Source organism: Pseudomonas sp. W15Feb34, assembly GCF_023127765.1.
Lineage (GTDB): Bacteria > Pseudomonadota > Gammaproteobacteria > Pseudomonadales > Pseudomonadaceae > Aquipseudomonas > Aquipseudomonas synxantha_A.
The window spans coordinates 139,785-158,342 of the sequence record NZ_SPKN01000029.1 but is presented as its reverse complement, the minus strand read 5'-3'; the positions used below and the strand labels follow the sequence as shown (position 1 = coordinate 158,342).

16 protein-coding genes and 1 pseudogene are annotated in these 18,558 nt (G+C 59.6%); 13 read left to right on the top strand and 4 right to left on the bottom strand.

Annotation, left to right across the window (positions count from 1 at the left end):
* Positions 1-92 precede the first annotated feature (92 nt).
* Both E4O97_RS14435 and E4O97_RS14430 read right to left on the bottom strand, forming a co-directional pair.
* Positions 93-791: a hypothetical protein gene (locus E4O97_RS14435; RefSeq protein WP_228309020.1), complete on the bottom strand. Its 699-nt coding sequence runs from the start codon at positions 789-791 to the stop codon at positions 93-95.
* 651 nt (positions 792-1,442) lie between these two features.
* Complete coding sequence (locus E4O97_RS14430; RefSeq protein WP_248161561.1) at positions 1,443-3,353, bottom strand: sigma-54-dependent Fis family transcriptional regulator; 1,911 nt, start codon at positions 3,351-3,353, stop codon at positions 1,443-1,445.
* A gap of 271 nt (positions 3,354-3,624) precedes the next feature.
* Here E4O97_RS14430 and E4O97_RS14425 point away from each other — a divergent pair, with 271 nt between their 5' ends.
* The 9 genes from E4O97_RS14425 (at position 3,625) to E4O97_RS14385 (ending at position 13,024) form a co-directional block, all read left to right on the top strand.
* Positions 3,625-5,145 carry an aldehyde dehydrogenase family protein gene (locus E4O97_RS14425; RefSeq protein WP_005791797.1) on the top strand — a complete coding sequence of 507 codons (1,521 nt, stop codon included), beginning with the start codon at positions 3,625-3,627 and terminating at the stop codon, positions 5,143-5,145.
* Between the two features lie 207 nt (positions 5,146-5,352).
* The gene (gene eat, locus E4O97_RS14420; RefSeq protein WP_103734866.1) at positions 5,353-6,786 is read left to right on the top strand and encodes an ethanolamine permease; all 1,434 of its coding nucleotides are present in this window, start codon (positions 5,353-5,355) and stop codon (positions 6,784-6,786) included.
* A gap of 52 nt (positions 6,787-6,838) precedes the next feature.
* Positions 6,839-8,233, top strand: coding sequence for an ethanolamine ammonia-lyase subunit EutB (locus E4O97_RS14415; protein ID WP_032879276.1), 1,395 nt, complete (start codon positions 6,839-6,841; stop codon positions 8,231-8,233).
* The gene (gene eutC, locus E4O97_RS14410) at positions 8,230-9,066 is read left to right on the top strand and encodes an ethanolamine ammonia-lyase subunit EutC (protein WP_103734867.1); all 837 of its coding nucleotides are present in this window, start codon (positions 8,230-8,232) and stop codon (positions 9,064-9,066) included. The genes E4O97_RS14415 and eutC overlap by 4 nt, the downstream gene beginning before the upstream one ends.
* Before the next feature lie 89 nt (positions 9,067-9,155).
* Positions 9,156-9,614, top strand: coding sequence for a GNAT family N-acetyltransferase (locus tag E4O97_RS14405; RefSeq protein WP_005791806.1), 459 nt, complete (start codon positions 9,156-9,158; stop codon positions 9,612-9,614).
* 307 nt (positions 9,615-9,921) lie between these two features.
* Positions 9,922-10,578 carry a DedA family protein gene (locus E4O97_RS14400; RefSeq protein WP_003194521.1) on the top strand — a complete coding sequence of 219 codons (657 nt, stop codon included), beginning with the start codon at positions 9,922-9,924 and terminating at the stop codon, positions 10,576-10,578.
* A 6-nt stretch (positions 10,579-10,584) separates the two neighbouring features.
* The gene (locus E4O97_RS14395) at positions 10,585-11,400 is read left to right on the top strand and encodes a M90 family metallopeptidase (RefSeq protein ID WP_005791808.1); all 816 of its coding nucleotides are present in this window, start codon (positions 10,585-10,587) and stop codon (positions 11,398-11,400) included.
* Between the two features lie 109 nt (positions 11,401-11,509).
* On the top strand, positions 11,510-12,037 hold the full coding sequence (gene ppa, locus E4O97_RS14390) for an inorganic diphosphatase (RefSeq protein WP_005791810.1): 528 nt from the start codon (positions 11,510-11,512) through the stop codon (positions 12,035-12,037).
* Positions 12,038-12,250: 213 nt separating this feature from the next.
* Positions 12,251-13,024 (top strand): helix-turn-helix transcriptional regulator, encoded by a 774-nt coding sequence (locus E4O97_RS14385; protein WP_005791812.1) that lies wholly within the window; start codon positions 12,251-12,253, stop codon positions 13,022-13,024.
* A gap of 299 nt (positions 13,025-13,323) precedes the next feature.
* Here E4O97_RS14385 and E4O97_RS14380 read toward each other — a convergent pair whose 3' ends face one another.
* On the bottom strand, positions 13,324-13,560 hold the full coding sequence (locus tag E4O97_RS14380; protein WP_078822426.1) for a hypothetical protein: 237 nt from the start codon (positions 13,558-13,560) through the stop codon (positions 13,324-13,326).
* A 506-nt stretch (positions 13,561-14,066) separates the two neighbouring features.
* On the opposite strand from E4O97_RS14380, the gene ycaC reads away from it, so the two are divergent.
* Positions 14,067-14,699 carry an isochorismate family cysteine hydrolase YcaC gene (gene ycaC, locus E4O97_RS14375; RefSeq protein WP_032879270.1) on the top strand — a complete coding sequence of 211 codons (633 nt, stop codon included), beginning with the start codon at positions 14,067-14,069 and terminating at the stop codon, positions 14,697-14,699.
* Positions 14,700-14,759: 60 nt separating this feature from the next.
* Here ycaC and E4O97_RS14370 read toward each other — a convergent pair.
* Positions 14,760-15,792: pseudogene (locus tag E4O97_RS14370) on the bottom strand (PDDEXK nuclease domain-containing protein).
* Between the two features lie 183 nt (positions 15,793-15,975).
* On the opposite strand from E4O97_RS14370, the gene E4O97_RS14365 reads away from it, so the two are divergent.
* The 3 genes from E4O97_RS14365 to E4O97_RS14355 form a co-directional block, all read left to right on the top strand.
* Positions 15,976-16,620, top strand: coding sequence for an NAD(P)H-dependent oxidoreductase (locus E4O97_RS14365; protein ID WP_216090362.1), 645 nt, complete (start codon positions 15,976-15,978; stop codon positions 16,618-16,620).
* Positions 16,559-16,939, top strand: a complete 381-nt coding sequence (locus E4O97_RS14360) for a MerR family transcriptional regulator (protein WP_216090363.1) — start codon at positions 16,559-16,561, stop codon at positions 16,937-16,939. Before E4O97_RS14365 ends, E4O97_RS14360 begins: the two co-directional genes overlap by 62 nt.
* Positions 16,940-17,074: 135 nt before the next feature.
* On the top strand, positions 17,075-18,558 hold a 1,484-nt coding region (locus tag E4O97_RS14355), incomplete at its 3' end, for a DUF6531 domain-containing protein (protein ID WP_248161560.1).

Genomic DNA, 18,558 nt, shown 5'->3' with positions numbered 1-18,558 from the left:
TCGAGGCAGGTTAGCGTAGGGTGGGAAAGTTCGCACGCTTTAGCTGAGGGCGAAACGCCCGCCGGTAGGATCCGACGGGCAAAAGGGATGTCTTAAACCGTGGTGCCAGCTTTTTTAAGCTCAGCGTCTTTCAAGGTCATGATTCGTTCGGCCGCTTTTTCCATCGCGTCATACCGACGCTCTATTACGCCTAAGCGTCCCCCGGTACTGGGAGATGTTGACGACTCGATGTGAGGTTTGAAAATAACGCCGTTGTCCTCAGCCACTTGCCTCATATGGGTTTCTGAAACGCTCAGTAACTGCTCCAGGTTAGTCAAGCGTGCCCCACGCTCCTTGGGCCAGGCGTCGCCGATGGCAAGCCGGTCTGCGGTGCTGCCCGACGCCAGCGTCATGACGACATTGGCAAACTCCAGCACCACTTTCTCTACCCGATCCAGATGGCGCGTGGCTCCCGGCGCAGGCTCATCGGGTGCGGGTGGCGCAACGGTTTGCGGCATGGGCTTCTGATCGGGCTGTGCAACGCCGGGCAAATGCGGTGGCGGTGGCGCCACTGGCGACGGCACGTATTGGCCCTTGATCGCTTCCCCCGCGGCCACGGACCCGGCATACGCCCCCACATTGATCGGCGCGCTGACCATACCATTGACACCTGCATTGATGAACGCGTCCTTGACCGTCTTGCTGGTAGAGGGTGATGTAGAAATAACGCCCGCTTTGACCAGCCTGTCGGCATCCAACAGTCGCTGGGTGACATCGGCCATGCTGACCTTGGGTGAATCGTCCTGTTTCACAGGGGCGGTCCCACCGCGGGGGGGCGTCTGAGGCCCCTTGGTCAGCACGTCCTTGAGTCTACCTGCGGTTGACTGGCTTGAACTGCCCGCGGTCGCACTGGCACCAGGGGTATCGTGGCTTGTCGTCGGCTTTTTCCCACCCGCCGTGGTTTGGGGCCGGGTGGGCGAGGGACTGACCGGAGCAGGCGGCACTCTGGGCGATGGCGTGGGCGGCACGTGAGGCGTGGGGCGGGATCCTCCCCCGAACCGCCGTCCAAAAATTCCACGCTTGATGCGCACCTTCGGCGTTTGATCAGTCTCCTGCGCAGACAACTGCGTGCCAGGCTCAGGCTGAGTGGGGTCCATCGGTTCGCCCCAGCCCGCGGTTAAGGGTTGCGGTTGGGACGTGAGCGTAACGTCAAGTTGAACAGGGAGTTGTAGCACAGGAGTCGTTATTGGACTTGTAATGTTCATGTGTTGTCACCCTAGAAGTTTCAAACAACTGTGATTAAGGGCACGTGATGCTCTGCCCTTATTCCATCAGTGCTTAAAACAACGTGCAGCGTTCCGGGGCGACGTGAGTACATGGCGCGATAAAAAACCTTAAAGCCTGTGCGACAAAACTTGAGCCATCGGCAATAACTGAGTTATTCCGACAGGTGTCGCACTCCCTTAATGGGTGGAGTCCCTTGAGATTCCATGTTTGCGTAACTTGCGGTACAGCGTATTGCGACTGACCCCCAACTGTTCAGCCACATGACTCATATGCCAGCGCTGCTGCGCCAACGCACCGAGTAATGCCTGACGCTCGGCGCTTTCCAGTGGCAAGGCGTACGGCGCATCCACCCTCGCCCCCAGCGGCTGCGCCTGACGAATCAATGCCGGCAAGTCGTCAAGCCCGACTCGGCCGTCCTCACAGAGCGCCACCACCGTGCGCAACACCGTACGCAACTGTCGCAGGTTGCCGGGCCAGGGGAATGCCAACAAAGCCTGGCGCGCCGAATCGTCTAGCATCACCTGTTCGGTGCCGGCCTCTTGGGCCAAGAGGAAGTCCAACAATTGCGCCTTGTCAGTGCGTTCGCGCAACGGCGGCAAGGCGACTTCCAAGCCGCTCAAGCGGTAATACAGGTCTTCGCGAAAGCTGCCATCGGCCACACGCTCCAACAAATTACGGTGCGTCGCGCTGATGATGCGCAGGTTCACGGCTTGAGGTTCGCCGCCGATAGGCACCACCAGGCGATCCTCCAGCACCCTTAACAAGCGGGTTTGCAGCGCCAGTGGCATATCGCCGATTTCGTCGAGAAACAGCGTACCGCCGTCGGCCTGTTGCAGCTTGCCGCGCATGCCTTCTTTAAGGGCGCCGGTGAAACTGCCGGCGCGATAGCCAAACAACTCGCACTCGATCAGGTTTTCCGGAATGGCCGCACAGTTCAGCGCGACAAAGGCCTTGTCGCCTCGCTGGCTGGCCTGGTGCACGGCCTTGGCGAAAGCCTCTTTACCGCAGCCGGTTTCGCCGTTGATCAGCAAGGGCACGTCGCGTTCGAATACTCGCGAGGCCTTGCGCAGCTCATTTTGCAACGCCGGATCGCCCAGGCAAATACCCAGTGGGCGTGGCGCCTGCGGCTTGACGACCGGGGCCGGCGTACTGCGGGGCTGGCCTCGCAGCGCTGCAAATAGAGGCCGACCATCGCGGCTACGCAGCGGCCAACTGGCCGTGGCACTCGCGCTGGCCCGCCCTAGCAACTGATCCAGGGAACAGTCGAAAAACGCGTCCACCGGCTGGCCCACCAAGCCGCCGCGTAGCTGCCCCAACAGGTTCAGGGCGCTCTGGTTCACCGCACAAATGCGCCCTTCGCCATCGAACGCCAGCAAGCCTTCGCTGAACAACCCGACCGACTCGGCCTGCAGGTGAAAACGCAGCAGCCAATGGTGTTCGAAGTGGCGCAGGAAGTAGCAACTTTCGATCATCTTGGCCGACAGGTTCACCAGCGCCATGGTGTGGAACTGGCTCTGGCGCGACACGGCTTCGCGGGCCGAGGACACATCCAGCACCGCCAGCAATTCACCGTGAGGGTCGAACACCGGGCTCGCCGAACACGTCAGCCCGGTATGGCGGCCGCGAAAATGCTCGTCACGGTGGATGGTCAGGGATTGACGCTCCACCAGGCAGGTGCCGATGCCATTGGTGCCTTCGCAAGCTTCACTCCAGTCGGCGCCCAGCCACAGCCCGGCGCGTTCGAAAATCTTGCGCTCGGACGGCGCGGTGACACAGTTGAGGATCACCCCCCGGGCATCGGTGAGCAGCACCGCATGACCGGCCCCCGAGAGTTGCTGGTGCAGGCTGTTCATTTCGTTGCCGGCGATATGCAGCACCTGCCGCAGGCGTTCGCGGCTTTCCAGCAGGCGGCCATGCTCAAGCACGGTGGGCGCAACGGTCAGCGCGGGGTCGAGGTGGTAGTCCTCAACGCAACGCAGCCAGGAACGGGCGATGGAGGGATCGCTGCCCGGCCCTTGAAGCGGCTCTTGCCCCCGCGTGACGGTGAGAACCTGCTGGGCATGGCGACTGAAATGATCGTTGTGCATGTTCTTATTATTCTCCCTGCGTGAGAGCGCCCAGCATCCACCAGCCATCCGGCCATTGCAATCCCGGGCCGACCCATCGGTCACAGGCTGTACCGTTTGCGGTACAAGCTGTCACCCCACCTGTATCGCCCCGGCCACATTCATGCCTTGTAAACAAAACCAAACCCTTGATTTACCTGGCCCGCACGCACTGGCCCAACCTTTGCTCTACGCTTTATAACGCGCTTGCAGCGCTGTACTCCGATAAACATAAAAGCAGGAGATGCCCACCATGCGTTATGCACACCCCGGTACCGAAGGCGCCATCGTTTCGTTCAAGGCCAAGTACGGCAACTACATCGGCGGCGAGTTCGTTGCGCCGGTCGATGGCAACTACTTCTCCAACACCTCGCCGGTCAACGGCAAACCTATCGCCGACTTCCCGCGCTCCACCGCCAAAGACATCGACAAGGCCCTGGACGCCGCCCACGCCGCCGCTGACGCCTGGGGCAAAACCAGCGCCCAGGACCGCTCGCTGGTACTGCTGAAAATCGCCGACCGTATCGAGCAGAACCTCGAACTGCTGGCTATCACCGAAACCTGGGACAACGGCAAGGCCGTGCGTGAAACCCTCAACGCCGACATTCCCCTGGCCGCCGACCACTTCCGCTACTTCGCAGGCTGCATTCGCGCCCAGGAAGGCAGCAGCGCCGAAATCAACGAACTCACTGCCGCCTATCACTTCCACGAACCACTGGGCGTGGTCGGCCAGATCATCCCGTGGAACTTCCCGCTGCTGATGGCCGCCTGGAAACTAGCCCCGGCCCTGGCCGCCGGCAACTGCGTGGTGCTCAAGCCCGCCGAGCAAACCCCGCTGGGCATCAGCGTACTGATGGAACTGATCGGCGACCTGTTGCCGCCAGGCGTACTGAACGTGGTGCATGGTTTCGGCAAGGAAGCCGGCGAAGCCCTGGCGACCAGCAAGCGTATCGCCAAGATAGCCTTCACCGGTTCTACCCCGGTGGGCTCGCACATCATGCATGCGGCGGCCGAGAACATCATTCCGTCTACCGTTGAGCTGGGCGGCAAGTCGCCGAATATCTTCTTCGCCGACATCATGAAAGCGGAACCTGCATTCATCGAAAAAGCTGCCGAAGGCCTGGTGCTGGCGTTCTTCAACCAAGGCGAAGTGTGCACCTGCCCATCCCGCGCCCTGGTGGAGGAGTCGATCTACGACGACTTCATGAAAGTGGTGATGAAGAAGGTCGAGTCGATCAAGCGCGGCGATCCGCTGGACACCGACACCATGGTCGGCGCCCAAGCGTCCGAGCAGCAATTTGACAAGATCCTGTCCTACCTGGAAATCGCCAAGGGCGAAGGCGCGCAACTGCTGACTGGCGGCAAGGTTGAAAAGCTAACTGGCGATCTGGCCACCGGCTATTACATCCAGCCGACCCTGCTCAAGGGCACCAACGACATGCGTGTGTTCCAGGAGGAAATCTTCGGCCCGGTGGTGAGCATCACCACTTTCAAGGACGAAGCCGAAGCCCTGGCGATTGCCAACGATACCGAGTTCGGCCTGGGCGCCGGCCTGTGGACCCGCGACATCAACCGCGCCTACCGCATGGGCCGCGCGATCAAGGCCGGTCGCGTGTGGACCAACTGCTACCACCTGTACCCGGCGCACGCCGCGTTTGGCGGTTACAAGAAGTCTGGCGTAGGACGCGAAACCCACAAGATGATGTTGGATCACTACCAGCAGACCAAGAACCTGCTGGTGAGCTACGACATTAATCCGTTGGGCTTTTTCTAACCCCACACCCCCTCCCACCTTTGAAATGCAATCAAGGGTGGGAGGGGGCTTGCTCCCGATCGGGGAGTGTCAGTGCAAGTATGAGTCACTGACCCACTGCTATCGGGAGCAAGCCCCCTCCCACATTTGGATCTTCATAAGTACTTGCGATGCGCATTCGGCACACACCGGCCGAGTTGAAAACAATAAGAATGGAAGGTACTTCCCATGCCCAGCGAACCCACGAGTTCTTCTGTCGACTTCGAAAAAGTCGGCACCGATTACTTTCAACAACGAGAATTGAAAAAAGGCGCTGCCGGCTGGGTGCTGTTAGTCGGCCTTGGCGTCGCCTACGTCATCTCCGGCGACTATGCAGGCTGGAACTTCGGCCTGGCCCAGGGTGGCTGGGGCGGCATGTTCCTCGCCACATTGCTCATGGCTACCATGTACCTGTGCATGTGCTTCTCCCTGGCCGAACTGTCTTCGATGATCCCCACCGCCGGCGGTGGCTACGGTTTTGCCCGCAGCGCCTTTGGCCCTTGGGGCGGGTTCCTCACCGGCACCGCGATCCTGATCGAGTACGCCATCGCCCCCGCCGCAATTGCGGTGTTTATCGGCGCTTACTGCGAGTCGCTGTTCGGCATTGGCGGCTGGATGATCTACCTGGCGTTCTACATCATCTTTATCGGCATCCATATTTTTGGTGTCGGCGAAGCCTTGAAGCTGATGTTTGTCATCACCGCCGTCGCCGCGATCGCTTTGGGCGTATTCCTGGTGTCGATGGTGCCGCACTTCAACGTCGCCAACCTGCTGGATATTCCGGTGACCGAGGCCAAAGGCGCCAGCAGCTTCCTGCCGTTCGGCTATGTGGGTGTGTGGGCGGCGATCCCTTATGCGATCTGGTTTTTCCTCGCAGTAGAAGGCGTGCCCCTGGCCGCTGAAGAAACCAAGAACCCCAAGCGCGACCTGCCCCGTGGGCTGATCGGCGCGATTGTGGTGCTGACCAGTTTTGCCCTGTTGATCCTGGTTATCGCGCCGGGCGGTGCAGGCACGTATGCGCTGATCAAATCCGGCAACCCGTTGGTGGAAGCCCTGGCGCTGTCCTATGGCGGTTCGACCTGGATGGGCAGCTTCGTCAACCTGATTGGCCTGGCCGGTTTGATCGCAAGCTTTTTCTCGATTATCTACGCCTACTCGCGGCAGATTTTTGCCTTGTCGCGCGCTGGCTACCTGCCGCGCAAATTGTCCGAGACCAACAAGAGCAAGGCGCCAGTACTGGCATTGGTGATTCCCGGGATTATCGGTTTCGGCCTGTCGCTGACCGGCCAGGGCGATTTGCTGATATTGGTGGCGGTGTTTGGCGCAACGATTTCCTACGTGCTGATGATGGCTGCGCACATCACCCTGCGCATCCGCCGCCCTAAAATGGAGCGCCCGTACCGCACGCCGGGCGGCATCTTCACCTCGGGCGTGGCGCTGGTACTGGCCTGCGTGGCCGTGGTAGCAGGCTTTTTGGTTGACCCACGCGTGGTGATTGGCGCGGCGGTCATCTATGGAGTATTAATTGCTTACTTTGCTTTCTACAGCCGGCATCACTTGGTAGCAGGCACGCCCGAAGAAGAATTCGCGGCGATCCAGGCCGCAGAGGCCGCCCTGCACTAAGTGCCGTAAACCTCGGCGCGGGCGCCTGCTCGCGTCGTCAAGGAGATACTGTATGGCAAGTTTTTCCCACGCGGTGGGTGCACACACCTATCGCTTCGACAGCCTCAAGGATCTGATGGCCAAAGCCAGCCCGGCGCGCTCCGGCGACTTCCTGGCCGGTGTCGCTGCGCAAAATGATGGCGAACGGGTCGCCGCCCAGATGGCGCTGGCAAATACACCCCTGAAGCACTTCCTCGAAGAAGTGCTGATTCCCTATGAAAGCGACGAAGTCACCCGGCTGATCATCGACACCCACGACAAACAGGCCTTTGCCACGGTGAGCCATCTCACCGTCGGTGGCCTGCGCGACTGGCTGCTCAGTGACGCGGCTGATGAACAATCCCTACGCGCACTGGCGCCGGGGCTGACACCGGAAATGGCGGCAGCCGTGTCCAAAATCATGCGCGTACAGGACCTGGTGCTGGTGGCACAGAAGATCCGCGTGGTCACCCAGTTTCGCGGCACCATGGGCCTGCGCGGGCGCTTGTCCACGCGCTTGCAGCCTAACCACCCCACCGACGAACCAGCAGGCATTGCCGCGAGTATTCTCGACGGCCTGCTCTACGGCAACGGCGACGCCATGATCGGCATCAACCCGGCCACCGACAGCATCGCCTCGATCTGCGCCATGCTGGAGATGCTCGATGCGATCATCCAGCGCTACGAAATCCCCACCCAGGCCTGCGTACTCACCCACGTCACCACCTCCATCGAGGCGATCAACCGTGGCGTGCCGCTGGACCTGGTGTTCCAGTCGATCGCCGGCACCGAGGCCGCCAACGCCAGTTTCGGCATCAGCCTGAGCGTGCTGCAGGAAGGTTACGAAGCCGGCCTGAGCCTCAAGCGCGGCACCCTGGGACAAAACCTGATGTATTTCGAAACCGGCCAGGGCAGTGCGCTGTCGGCCAATGCGCACTTTGGCGTCGACCAGCAAACCTGTGAAACCCGTGCCTACGCCGTGGCCCGGCACTTCAAGCCGTTCCTGGTCAATACCGTGGTCGGTTTTATCGGCCCGGAGTACCTGTACAACGGCAAGCAGATCATCCGCGCCGGCCTGGAAGACCACTTCTGCGGCAAGCTGCTCGGCGTACCCATGGGTTGTGATATCTGCTACACCAACCACGCCGAAGCCGACCAGGACGACATGGACACCCTGTTGACCCTGCTCGGCGTTGCCGGCATCAACTTCATCATGGGCATCCCCGGCTCCGACGACATCATGCTCAACTACCAGACCACCTCGTTCCACGACGCCTTGTACGCCCGGCAAACATTGGGTTTAAAACCGGCGCCGGAGTTTGAACAGTGGCTGGCGAAAATGGGCATCTTCACGCAAGAAGGCGGCAAAGTGCACTTCGGCAACAGCCTGCCACCGGCGTTTCGCCACGCTCTGGCGCAACTGGGATGAAGGAGCCGACCGTGCAACCAGAATTGCCTGACAACCCGTGGCTGGAATTACGCCGCCTGACCCCGGCGCGCATCGCCCTGGGCCGCACCGGCACCAGCATTCCTACCAGTGCCCAGCTGGACTTCCAGTTTGCCCACGCCCAGGCGCGGGATGCGGTGCACCTGCCCTTCGACCATGCCGGGCTCAGCGGCCAATTGGCCGAACGTGGCCGCGACAGCCTGTTGCTGCGCAGCGCCGCCACGGACCGGCATATGTACCTGCAACGCCCGGACCTTGGGCGACGCTTGAGCGATGAGTCGGCCCAAACCTTGCGCGACTACGCTTCGGCGTACCCGGGTGGCGTGGATTTGGCCATCGTGGTGGCCGATGGCCTGTCGGCATTGGCGGTGCATAAGCATACGGCTCCGTTTCTGACGCGCCTGGAGGAACAGACCCACGCCGAAGGCTGGTCCTTGTCACCGGTGATACTGGTGGAACAAGGCCGCGTGGCAGTGGCCGATGAAATCGGGCAATTACTCGGCGCCAAAATGGTGGTGATCCTGATCGGCGAACGGCCGGGGCTCAGCTCGCCGGACAGCCTGGGCCTGTATTTCACCTACAACCCCAAGGTGGGCCTCACCGATGCGTATCGCAATTGCATTTCCAATGTGCGGCTGGAAGGCTTGAGCTATGGCATGGCGGCCCATCGCCTGTTGTACTTGATGCGCGAGGCGTGTCGCCGGCAACTGTCGGGGGTCAACCTCAAGGATGAGGCACAGGTTCAGACGCTTGAATCCGACGACCCGGACTTGATGAAGGGCAATTTCCTGCTCAGCCCACCGAGTGACCGATAGCGGCACGATTGCGCTTTTTTGCCGCATTAGGCAGCATCAAGTCACGGCCGCTCGCGTGGTCATACCCCATTTGGAAGTTGAGGCCTGGCATGCGGATTACTCAAGCGACCCTGGAACACCTGGACCTGTTGACCCCGTTGTTCGTCAAATACCGCGAGTTCTACGGGGCCCTGCCATTCCCGGACTCATCCCGGGCCTTCCTGGAAAAGCGCCTGCGACGCAAGGAATCGGTGATCTACCTGGCCCTGGCCGACGATGATGACAAGCGACTGCTGGGCTTTTGCCAGCTGTATCCGAGCTTTTCCTCGTTGTCGCTGAAACGGGTGTGGATCCTCAATGACATCTATGTAGCCGAGGATGCCCGCCGGCAACTGGTGGCGGACAACCTGATGCGCACGGCCAAGAAGATGGCCAAGGAAACCCAGGCCGTACGATTGCGGGTATCCACCAGCAGCGACAATGAAGTGGCGCAGAAGACCTATGAGTCCATAGGCTTTCGTGAAGACACCGAGTTCAAGAACTACGTGCTGCCGATCAACGAAGACTGACCCCTAATCCCCCAAACACTGTAGATCTCTTGTGGGAGGGGGCTTGCTCCCGATGGCGGGGTGTCAGTTAACGAATTTGTCCCTGACCCACCGCAATCGGGAGCAAGCCCCCTCCCACAAAAAACCAAGCCAACCGCTTCACACTTTCACGACACTCCCCGCTACAAAAGCCACACGCTTTTCACCATTCAATCCGTATAATGCGGACCTCTCAAGGTTGTAAGAACCACGACATACACTTGTAGCCTTATTACCCGTCGTCCCCGCACTGGCCCGCTGAGCCGGGCCATTCACACAGGTGCCATCCATGGATTTCAACCCGCTTGACCTTATCCTGCATCTCGACGTTTACCTCGACATGCTGGTAACCAACTACGGTCCGTGGATCTACGCCATTCTGTTCCTGGTGATTTTTTGCGAGACCGGCCTGGTGGTCATGCCATTCCTGCCGGGTGATTCGTTGCTGTTTATCGCTGGCGCCGTAGCGGCTGGCGGCGGTATGGACCCAGTGCTGCTGGCCGGCCTGCTGATGCTGGCGGCGATCCTCGGCGACAGCACCAACTACGTCATAGGACGAACGGCTGGCGAACGCTTGTTCAGCAACCCCAACTCGAAGATCTTCCGCCGCGACTACCTGCAAAAGACCCACGACTTCTACGACAAGCACGGTGGCAAGACCGTGACCCTGGCGCGCTTTCTGCCGATCCTGCGCACTTTCGCGCCGTTCGTCGCCGGCGTGGCCAAAATGCCCTACCCGCGCTTCTTCGGATTCAGCGTACTCGGCACCATCCTCTGGGTCGGTGGCCTGGTGACCCTGGGCTACTTCTTCGGCAACGTGCCCTTCATCAAGAAAAACCTGTCGCTGCTAGTGGTGTTCATCATCCTGTTGTCGCTGGTGCCGATGATCATTGGCGTAGTGCGCAGCCGCTTTGGCCGCACGTCCTCCGAAGCCAACCCACACTGATTGCCCATGTGGTCCCTAAGCGCCTGGCGTCGCCGGCGCCTGCTGGCCAAGCACCCGATTGCCGATGACACCTGGCAACGGGTGCGCCACCACCTGACCTTCCTCGACGGCATCAGCGCCGAGCAAGACCAGTGGCTGCGCGAAGCCTGCGTGATCTTCCTCGCCGAAAAACACCTCACCGCCCTGCCCGGCGTCGACCTGCACCAGGAACAACGCCTGCTGCTCGCCGCCCAGGCGCAATTGCCGCTGATGAACCTGGGCGACCTCGACTGGTATCAGGGCTTTCATGAAATCGTGCTGTACCCCGACGACTTCCTCAGCCCGCAGCGCCATCGCGATGCCAGCGGCGTGGAGCACGAGTGGGACGGCGAACACAGCGGCGAAGCCTGGCAACAAGGCCCGGTGATCCTCGCCTGGCCTGGGGTGCTCGCCAGTGGCCAATGGGAAGGCTACAACCTGGTCATCCATGAACTGGCGCACAAACTCGACATGCTCAACGGCGACGCCAACGGCCTGCCACCGCTGCACCACGACATGCGCGTGCAGGAATGGGCCAGCGTGATGCAAAGCGCCTTCGACGACCTCAATCGCCAACTGGACGCCAACCCGGAGGCCGACACCGAGATCGACCCATACGCTGCGGAAAACCCAGCCGAATTCTTTGCCGTCACCAGCGAGTACTTTTTCAGCGCACCGGATTTACTGGTCAACCGCTATCCACAGGTGTACGCCCAACTCAGCCGCTTCTACCGCCAGGACCCACTGGCGCGCCTGACCCAACTGCAAGCCGGCGACCCACGTTATCAGCCGCAAGGCGAATGACCGTACGACGCTTGGCGCATGGCATCGGCGTCAGAATATGCCTATAATCGCCGCCACTTTTAGGCCAATCCGGCCATGTCATATGGCCAACTAACGGGGGCAACGCCCAATGAGCTACAGCAAGATTCCGGCTGGCAAAGACCTGCCGAACGACATCTACGTCGCCATCGAAATTCCGGCCAACCACGCGCCGATCAAATACGAAATCGACAAAGACAGCGACTGCCTGTTCGTTGACCGTTTCATGGCCACCCCGATGTTCTACCCGGCCAACTACGGTTTCATCCCCAACACCCTGGCTGACGACGGCGACCCCCTCGACGTGCTGGTCGTGACCCCTTACCCGGTTACCCCAGGCTCGGTTATCCGCGCCCGTCCAGTCGGCATCCTGAACATGACCGACGACGGCGGCGGCGATGCCAAAGTCATCGCAGTGCCACACGACAAGCTGTCCCAGCTGTACGTGGACGTGAAGGAATACACCGACCTGCCGCCACTGCTGCTGGAACAGATCAAGCACTTCTTCGAGAACTACAAAGACCTCGAAAAAGGCAAATGGGTGAAGATCGACGGTTGGGGCAACGCAGAAGCCGCGCGCGCCGAGATCATGAAGTCGGTTGCCGCCTACAAAGGCTGATACCCGCGCCTGATTGCTTCGGCAAATAAGAAAGCCCCGTTAGTTCGGGGCTTTTTTATGGGCAAAATTAAACATCAAGTTCAATGGTTATTTTATGCTGTTTATCTAAGTTGCACACCTGAAAGATCGAGCCACAACTAAGCCAAATCCTACATATGCAATTCAACGCATGGTTTATTTGATTGGTTTTTCCCGCCAGTAAACTCTGCGTTTATGAATACATCAGGTGATCGTTTAAAAGCGCTACTCCGGGAAGTTAATCTTTCCGCCTCCGACTTCGCCAAGAACCGCGGCGTCACGCCTCAACACGTGAACAACTGGTTCAAACGCGGCGTTCCCATGGGCCGACTCAACGAGATAGCAGAACTGCTGTGCGTCTCAAGTCGCTGGTTAAGCGACGGCCGAGGCCCCAAACACCCGCCCGCCAACTACCTGCTGGAAGGCCCCGACACAAGGAAACTACTGCCCACCCGCGAAGACACCGGCAAATACCTCACAGGCCCCGCCTGCCGTCCGGAAACAACCGACGTGGAGATCCCCCTCCACCCCACATTCACCTCAAGCGAACGCATCCGCGTCTCCCGGCACAGCCTGCAAACCCTCAACGTCCATCCCGACCGCGCGGTAGGCGCTTACATGGTCGACAACAGCATGACCGACATCATCCAACAAGGCGCCACCCTTGCCATCGACCGAGGCCGCACCCAAATCATCGACGGCGAAATTTATGCGGTAGAGCACGACGGGATGCTGCGCATCAAATACCTCTACAACCGACCTGGCGGTGGGTTGCGCCTGCGCAGCCACAACGCCGCCGAACACCCGGACGAATACCTCAACCACGAAGAACGCTTCGAACAAAGCTTCAAGGTTGTCGGCTGGGTATTCTGGTGGTCCACCCTCAACAACCGCCGGCCGCCCGTGCCGCTGGATGAACATCTATTGGGCTGGGAAGGCTCTAAATCGGAACCGGAGGTGGGCAACTGAAGTGAATGTGGGTATCATGCGCCGCACATTTGGCAGGGGGATGGCTTAGCTATCTGCCCTGTCAGGCGATGCGGAGTAGTTCCCGCGGATGCCCCTACTATTCAGCCCGACGCCATGTGGGCTGAGCGATTTGAAGGCTGGTGAGGTTTGTCAAAAACAAGCTGAGGCAGTCCCCGAGAAGCCGGCCACAAGCCGGCTTTTTAATGCCTGTAAGAATACAGTTCAATTCTCCAGCAGCTGCTGGACAATTGAATCGTCAACAAAGGCGGGCAGGTATCCTACCCATCCTTCAATACGCGTTATTTAGGCTGCAAACACTCCACAGCCCTATCCGCCACCATCTTCGCCATCTCCACCAGATGCATCACCGCCCTCTGCGGCGCAGCCACTGACTCGCCGATCACCTGGGACGCAGCCAGCGCACAATGCAGCAGCTCAGCCACCTGCACCCAGGCATCCTCAAAGCTCAGTTCTTCATTGACCGTAAATGGGTTGGTAGCGTGTGAAGACGGCGAATCCGAACGAACGTTTTCCATAGCAAAACTCCTAGCAGTAAGTGACTACCACCGTCCTTTCGCGACTAAACGAGCAGAGGTGGCGGCTGTACGCAGGTTAGTCGACCGGCCGCTAGGCACCGGCGCACCCGAGGGTGCCCTGCGCACAGCCACCATAAAGTGCAGGCGAGAAGACACCTGTCTTTGGGATGGCGCGTGCGCCTAGCGAGGTCCGGGCGACTAAACCCGATCACTGAATTAGCAGTGACGGTCAGCAGCCTAGTCACCCAATTCCACTGGCGCAAGCGGTTGGGATTCTCTCGGAAACGTCCTGCAAATGAAAGGGATCGTACCTGCTGGCTACTCAAAATCAGGCAATTCATTCGCGTTATGCGCATTAGTACGGCGCCCCCAATCGCTCGCTCTTTGTCTCCTTTAAGTTGACAGTAAGACTCGTCACACCCGATTTATCCCCCGCCACCCACCCATTAATCTGTGCCCATGTTGAACGCAACGCCCAACCAACCTAAACAAAAAAGGATTCAACCATGAGCGCTCCCACCTACAACCGCTTGAACAAAGACGACGCTATCGTTCTGCTGGTCGATCACCAAACCGGCTTGATTTCCCTGGTGCAGGACTTCTCGCCCAACGAGTTCAAGAACAACGTGTTGGCCTTAGCTGACCTGGCCAAGTTCTTCAACCTGCCGACCATCCTCACCACCAGCTTCGAGCAAGGCCCCAATGGCCCGCTGGTGCCAGAGTTGAAGGAAATGTTCCCGGAAGCGCCGTATATCGCTCGCCCTGGTCAGATCAATGCCTGGGACAACGAAGACTTCGTCAAGGCGATCAAGGCCACCGGGCGCAAGCAGATCATCATTGCCGGTGTGGTGACGGATGTGTGCGTGGCGTTCCCGACCTTGTCGGCGCTGGCGGAAGGCTTTGAGGTGTTTGTGGTGACGGATGCGTCCGGCACGTTCAACACCACGGTGCAGCAGGCGGCGTGGAGCCGGATGACGCAGGCCGGTGCGCAGTTGATGAACTGGTTCTCGGTGGCGTGTGAGCTGCACCGCGACTGGCGCAACGATATCGAAGGCCTGGGTAACCTGTTGTCCCAGCGGATTCCCAACTATCGCAACTTGATGAACGGTTACGCGGCGCTGACAGCTCATCAGAAATAAGCAAACCCAGCGTGATAAGCCTGCCCTGAAAAGCAGGCTTTTTCCATTGCTTGCCCGCCCCTAGCCCGCCAACTCCCGTTCGATCTGCTCAATACTCGGCAAACTGGTTTGCAATTCTGCGGGCAAAGATTCCACCAATTGATATTCCGCCACGCCGATAGGTCGGTTGTTATCGCGCAGTGCATATTCAGCCACCACCTCATTTTTACCTTTGCACAACAACAGACCAATCGTCGGGCCATCCTGTGGGTGCTTTATCTCGGCATCCACAGCTGCGAGGTAGAAGCTCAGTTTGCCCAGGTGTTCGGGCTTGAACTTGCCAGCCTTGAGTTCGATCACCACGTAGCAACGCAGCTTCAAGTGATAGAACAGCAGGTCGACGAAGAATTCATCACCGCCCACATTCAGCAGCACTTGCCGGCCTACGAAGGCAAAGCCTGCGCCTAATTCCAATAAGAAGTCGGTGACATGCTTGATCAGGGCGTTTTCAATATCACGCTCTTGCGCGTTCAGGCCCAGGCTGAGGAAGTCAAAGCGGTAAGGGTCCTTGAGGGTTTCACGCGCCAGATCGGATTGGGCTTTGGGCAGATGGCTTTCAAAGTTACTGACGGCCTTGCCACTGCGTTCCAGCAGGCTGGTTTTCAATGTGCATCATCAGCGTGTTGCGCGACCAGCTGTGTTTAACGGCCTGGAGAATGTACCAACGACGTGTTTCGGGGCCCGGACGCTTATCGAGCAACACTAGGTTGTGACCCCAGGGCAATTGTGCAGCAGCTTGTTGCACAAATTCAGAATCCGGCCACGCCTCGGCAAAAGCACGCATGTACTTCAGATTGCGCGGCGAAAAACCCTTGATGTCTGGATAGGCCGCCCGCAGATCCTGCGCAAGGCGGTCGATCACTTTGCTACCCCAGCCTTGATCGTTCTGACGGGTCAAAATATCGCGACCGATCTGCCAGTAGAGCAGCACCAGTTCACGATTGACCGCGATTGACGCACGCTGCTGTGCGTTATGGATACGGCCCTTGAGGTCTGTCAGCCAATCACTGTAGCCCTCTGGAGGTGCCGTCAACCCGATGGAGGTCTCGCTCATGCCTTTTTACTCTTGTGTTTTCAGCAGGCTAGTTAGCCCGCTGTGCCGTCACAAGCGCTCATGAGTACTCTCGGACGCGTCCTGCGTACCCTGCAGAAAGGTCCTGCTGGCACTGGCTGTGGCCCTTGACTCTCCCCTATACGGCACCCCCTACCCTGAACGCCCATTTCAGGAGCCTTCAGCATGAGTCAGCGCATCCTGGTCATTCTCGGCCATCCGTCCACCGATAGTTTTTGTTCAGCCATGGCGCAGACCTATATCCACGCTGCGAAAACGGCAGGTCACGAAGTACGCATCCTGCACCTGGGCAACCTCACATTCGACCCGATTCTTCACCACGGTTATACCCAGGCCCAAACACTGGAACCCGACTTGCTCAGCGCCCAAGCCGACATCCTTTGGGCCGAGCACCTCACATGGGTTTTCCCTGTTTGGTGGGGTGGTATCCCGGCACTGATGAAAGGCTTTATCGACCGAGTTTTCCTACCCGGCTTCGCCTTCAAATACCGCGCAGGCAAGGCATTCCCTGACAAGCTGCTCAAGGGCCGAAGCGCGCACTTGTTAGTGACCCTGGACACGCCGGCGTGGTATTACCGCTGGGTCTACCGCATGCCGGCCATCCACCAGATGCGTCGCACCACGCTGGCGCTGTGCGGCATCACACCGAGCAAGACGCTGCTGTTCGGGCCAGTGCTGGGCGCTACGCTGACGCAGCGGGCCAAGTGGCTGAAACAGGCCGGCGCATTATTTGAGAAAGGGAATTTTCATGTACATCGGCAAAGCCGCGCAGTTGTCCGGCACGACCATCAAGGCGATTCGTCACTATGAGGCGATTGGATTGATGCCCGAGCCGCAACGCCTTGGTGGCTATCGGGTTTATACGGCGCAGAGCGTAGAGCGACTGACCTTTATCAAATGCGCCCAGCAGCTCGGGTTCAAACTCAAGGAGTTGCAGGAGATTTTGCTGGGGTACGACGGTGACGCCTTTCCCTGGGACAGGGCGGACCAAGCCATCGCCAACAAGAAGCAAGCGCTGGCCGCGCAAATCACCGTGTTGCAACGGATGCAGGCGGGCTTGATTGAGTTTGAAACCCAACTGAAAAACGCCCAAGGGCACTGCTCGTCAATCAGTAGTGTCGCCATTTGAAGTAGCCCTTACGCATGAGTTGCCGCTGACTTTTGCGAGCCCCGTGTAAGGGCAATCTGATTTTCCAAACCGTTCATCCAGCCGCTTTTCGCTGCGGCAGACTCCGACGCCTTGCCTTCTGTCGAGACGTCATGGATGACCCACGCTGCCCACATTGCCGCTATCGAACATGAGCTGGATGGCTTCCATCAGAGCCTGGTGGAGTACCGCCAGCAAATGGGCGCCTGGTATTCGCGCGCGCTGGATTCAGTAAGCCATGCAGCGGATATGCCGTCGTTGCTGGGCATGGACCGAGTGTTGCGGGTTGGGGATTCGCAGCGTTCGGTGAGCATTACCGATGCAGATTTCTCCACCGTGGCCCGTTGCCCGGTGGGTGGCGTGCTGGAGATCGAGAGCAAATTCGAATCAGCGTATGACGTGCCGATTGGCGACATCCCGGTTGAGGTGATCGGCCTGGATGACGGCAGCTCCACGCGGGTGATGCTCGATGAGCACGGCAAGGGCTCGCACTACTGCGCCGCTGGCGGGCGCTATGAGGTGCGGGTTCAGGGCGGTGTTTCAGCGCAGCAAGTGGAGGCCTTGTTTACCTCCTATGCAGGGCTGACGGCGGACTTGGAACAGTGGCTTCGGTCACAGTGGAAAGACTTCAAACCCCACTGGGAACGCTCTACTGCCAGCGCGATTGGCAGCGGCGTGCTGGCGGGCAGTTGGGCGGCGATCACGGATGTGTGGGACAGCATCAAGCTGGTGCAGGCGATGCTTGAAGACCCGCTGAAGTACGTCGAGCAACTGGGTAGCGAGGCGGCCAAGTTGGCGCAGATCGCCACCGATGCGCCCAAGGTCATGGAACAGGCGATGTTGCTCGCCAGTGACGAGGCGGCGCTGTACCTGTTACTGCGCACCGCCATGATCTGGCTGGACGCGTTACCGCCCCGTGAAGTCGCGCAAGCGGCCGCAGGTTTTATGGTGTCGTTGCTGATTGACCTGGTGATTGGCGCGGTGTTGACCATCGCGTTGCCGGCGGCGGGCGTGGCGTATTTGAGCGTTCACCTGGTCAAGCATGGCGCACAAATTCTTAAGGCTGCCATGGGCTTCGTGAAGGGGGTGCTGGCGATTCTCACCAAATTCATGCAGGCGGTCGACCGTTATAAAGCGGTGGCGGTTCGCGGTGTGGTCGGCTGGGTGAAACAAGGCACGATGCAGATGCGCTGGCGGGCGCGGCAGAACGCGGTGCTGACGCAAAAAGAGCGTGTGGATGATGTGCCGGTCATGGCGTCGAATCCGAAGGGAGATGCGGCGGCGCCAGCGGACAAGACGGTCACCAACGGCTGCCCGGTGTCGATGGTCACCGGGGAAGAATTGCTGACCCTTACCGATGGTGCGCTGGACGGGATCTTGCCGTTTGAGTGGGCGCGGCTGTATCGCACCAGTGCGGTGGATGTGGATTGCGGGTTGGGGTTTGGCTGGAGTCATGCGCTGGCGCACAGGGTTTGTGTGTCGGGTGATTCGGTGGTGTGGACCGACCATGAGAACCGCTCGACCACCCTGCCCTTGCCGACTTCTGCTCGACCCGCGATTACCAACAGCCTGGCAGAAGCGGCGATCTACTTGGGTTCGGT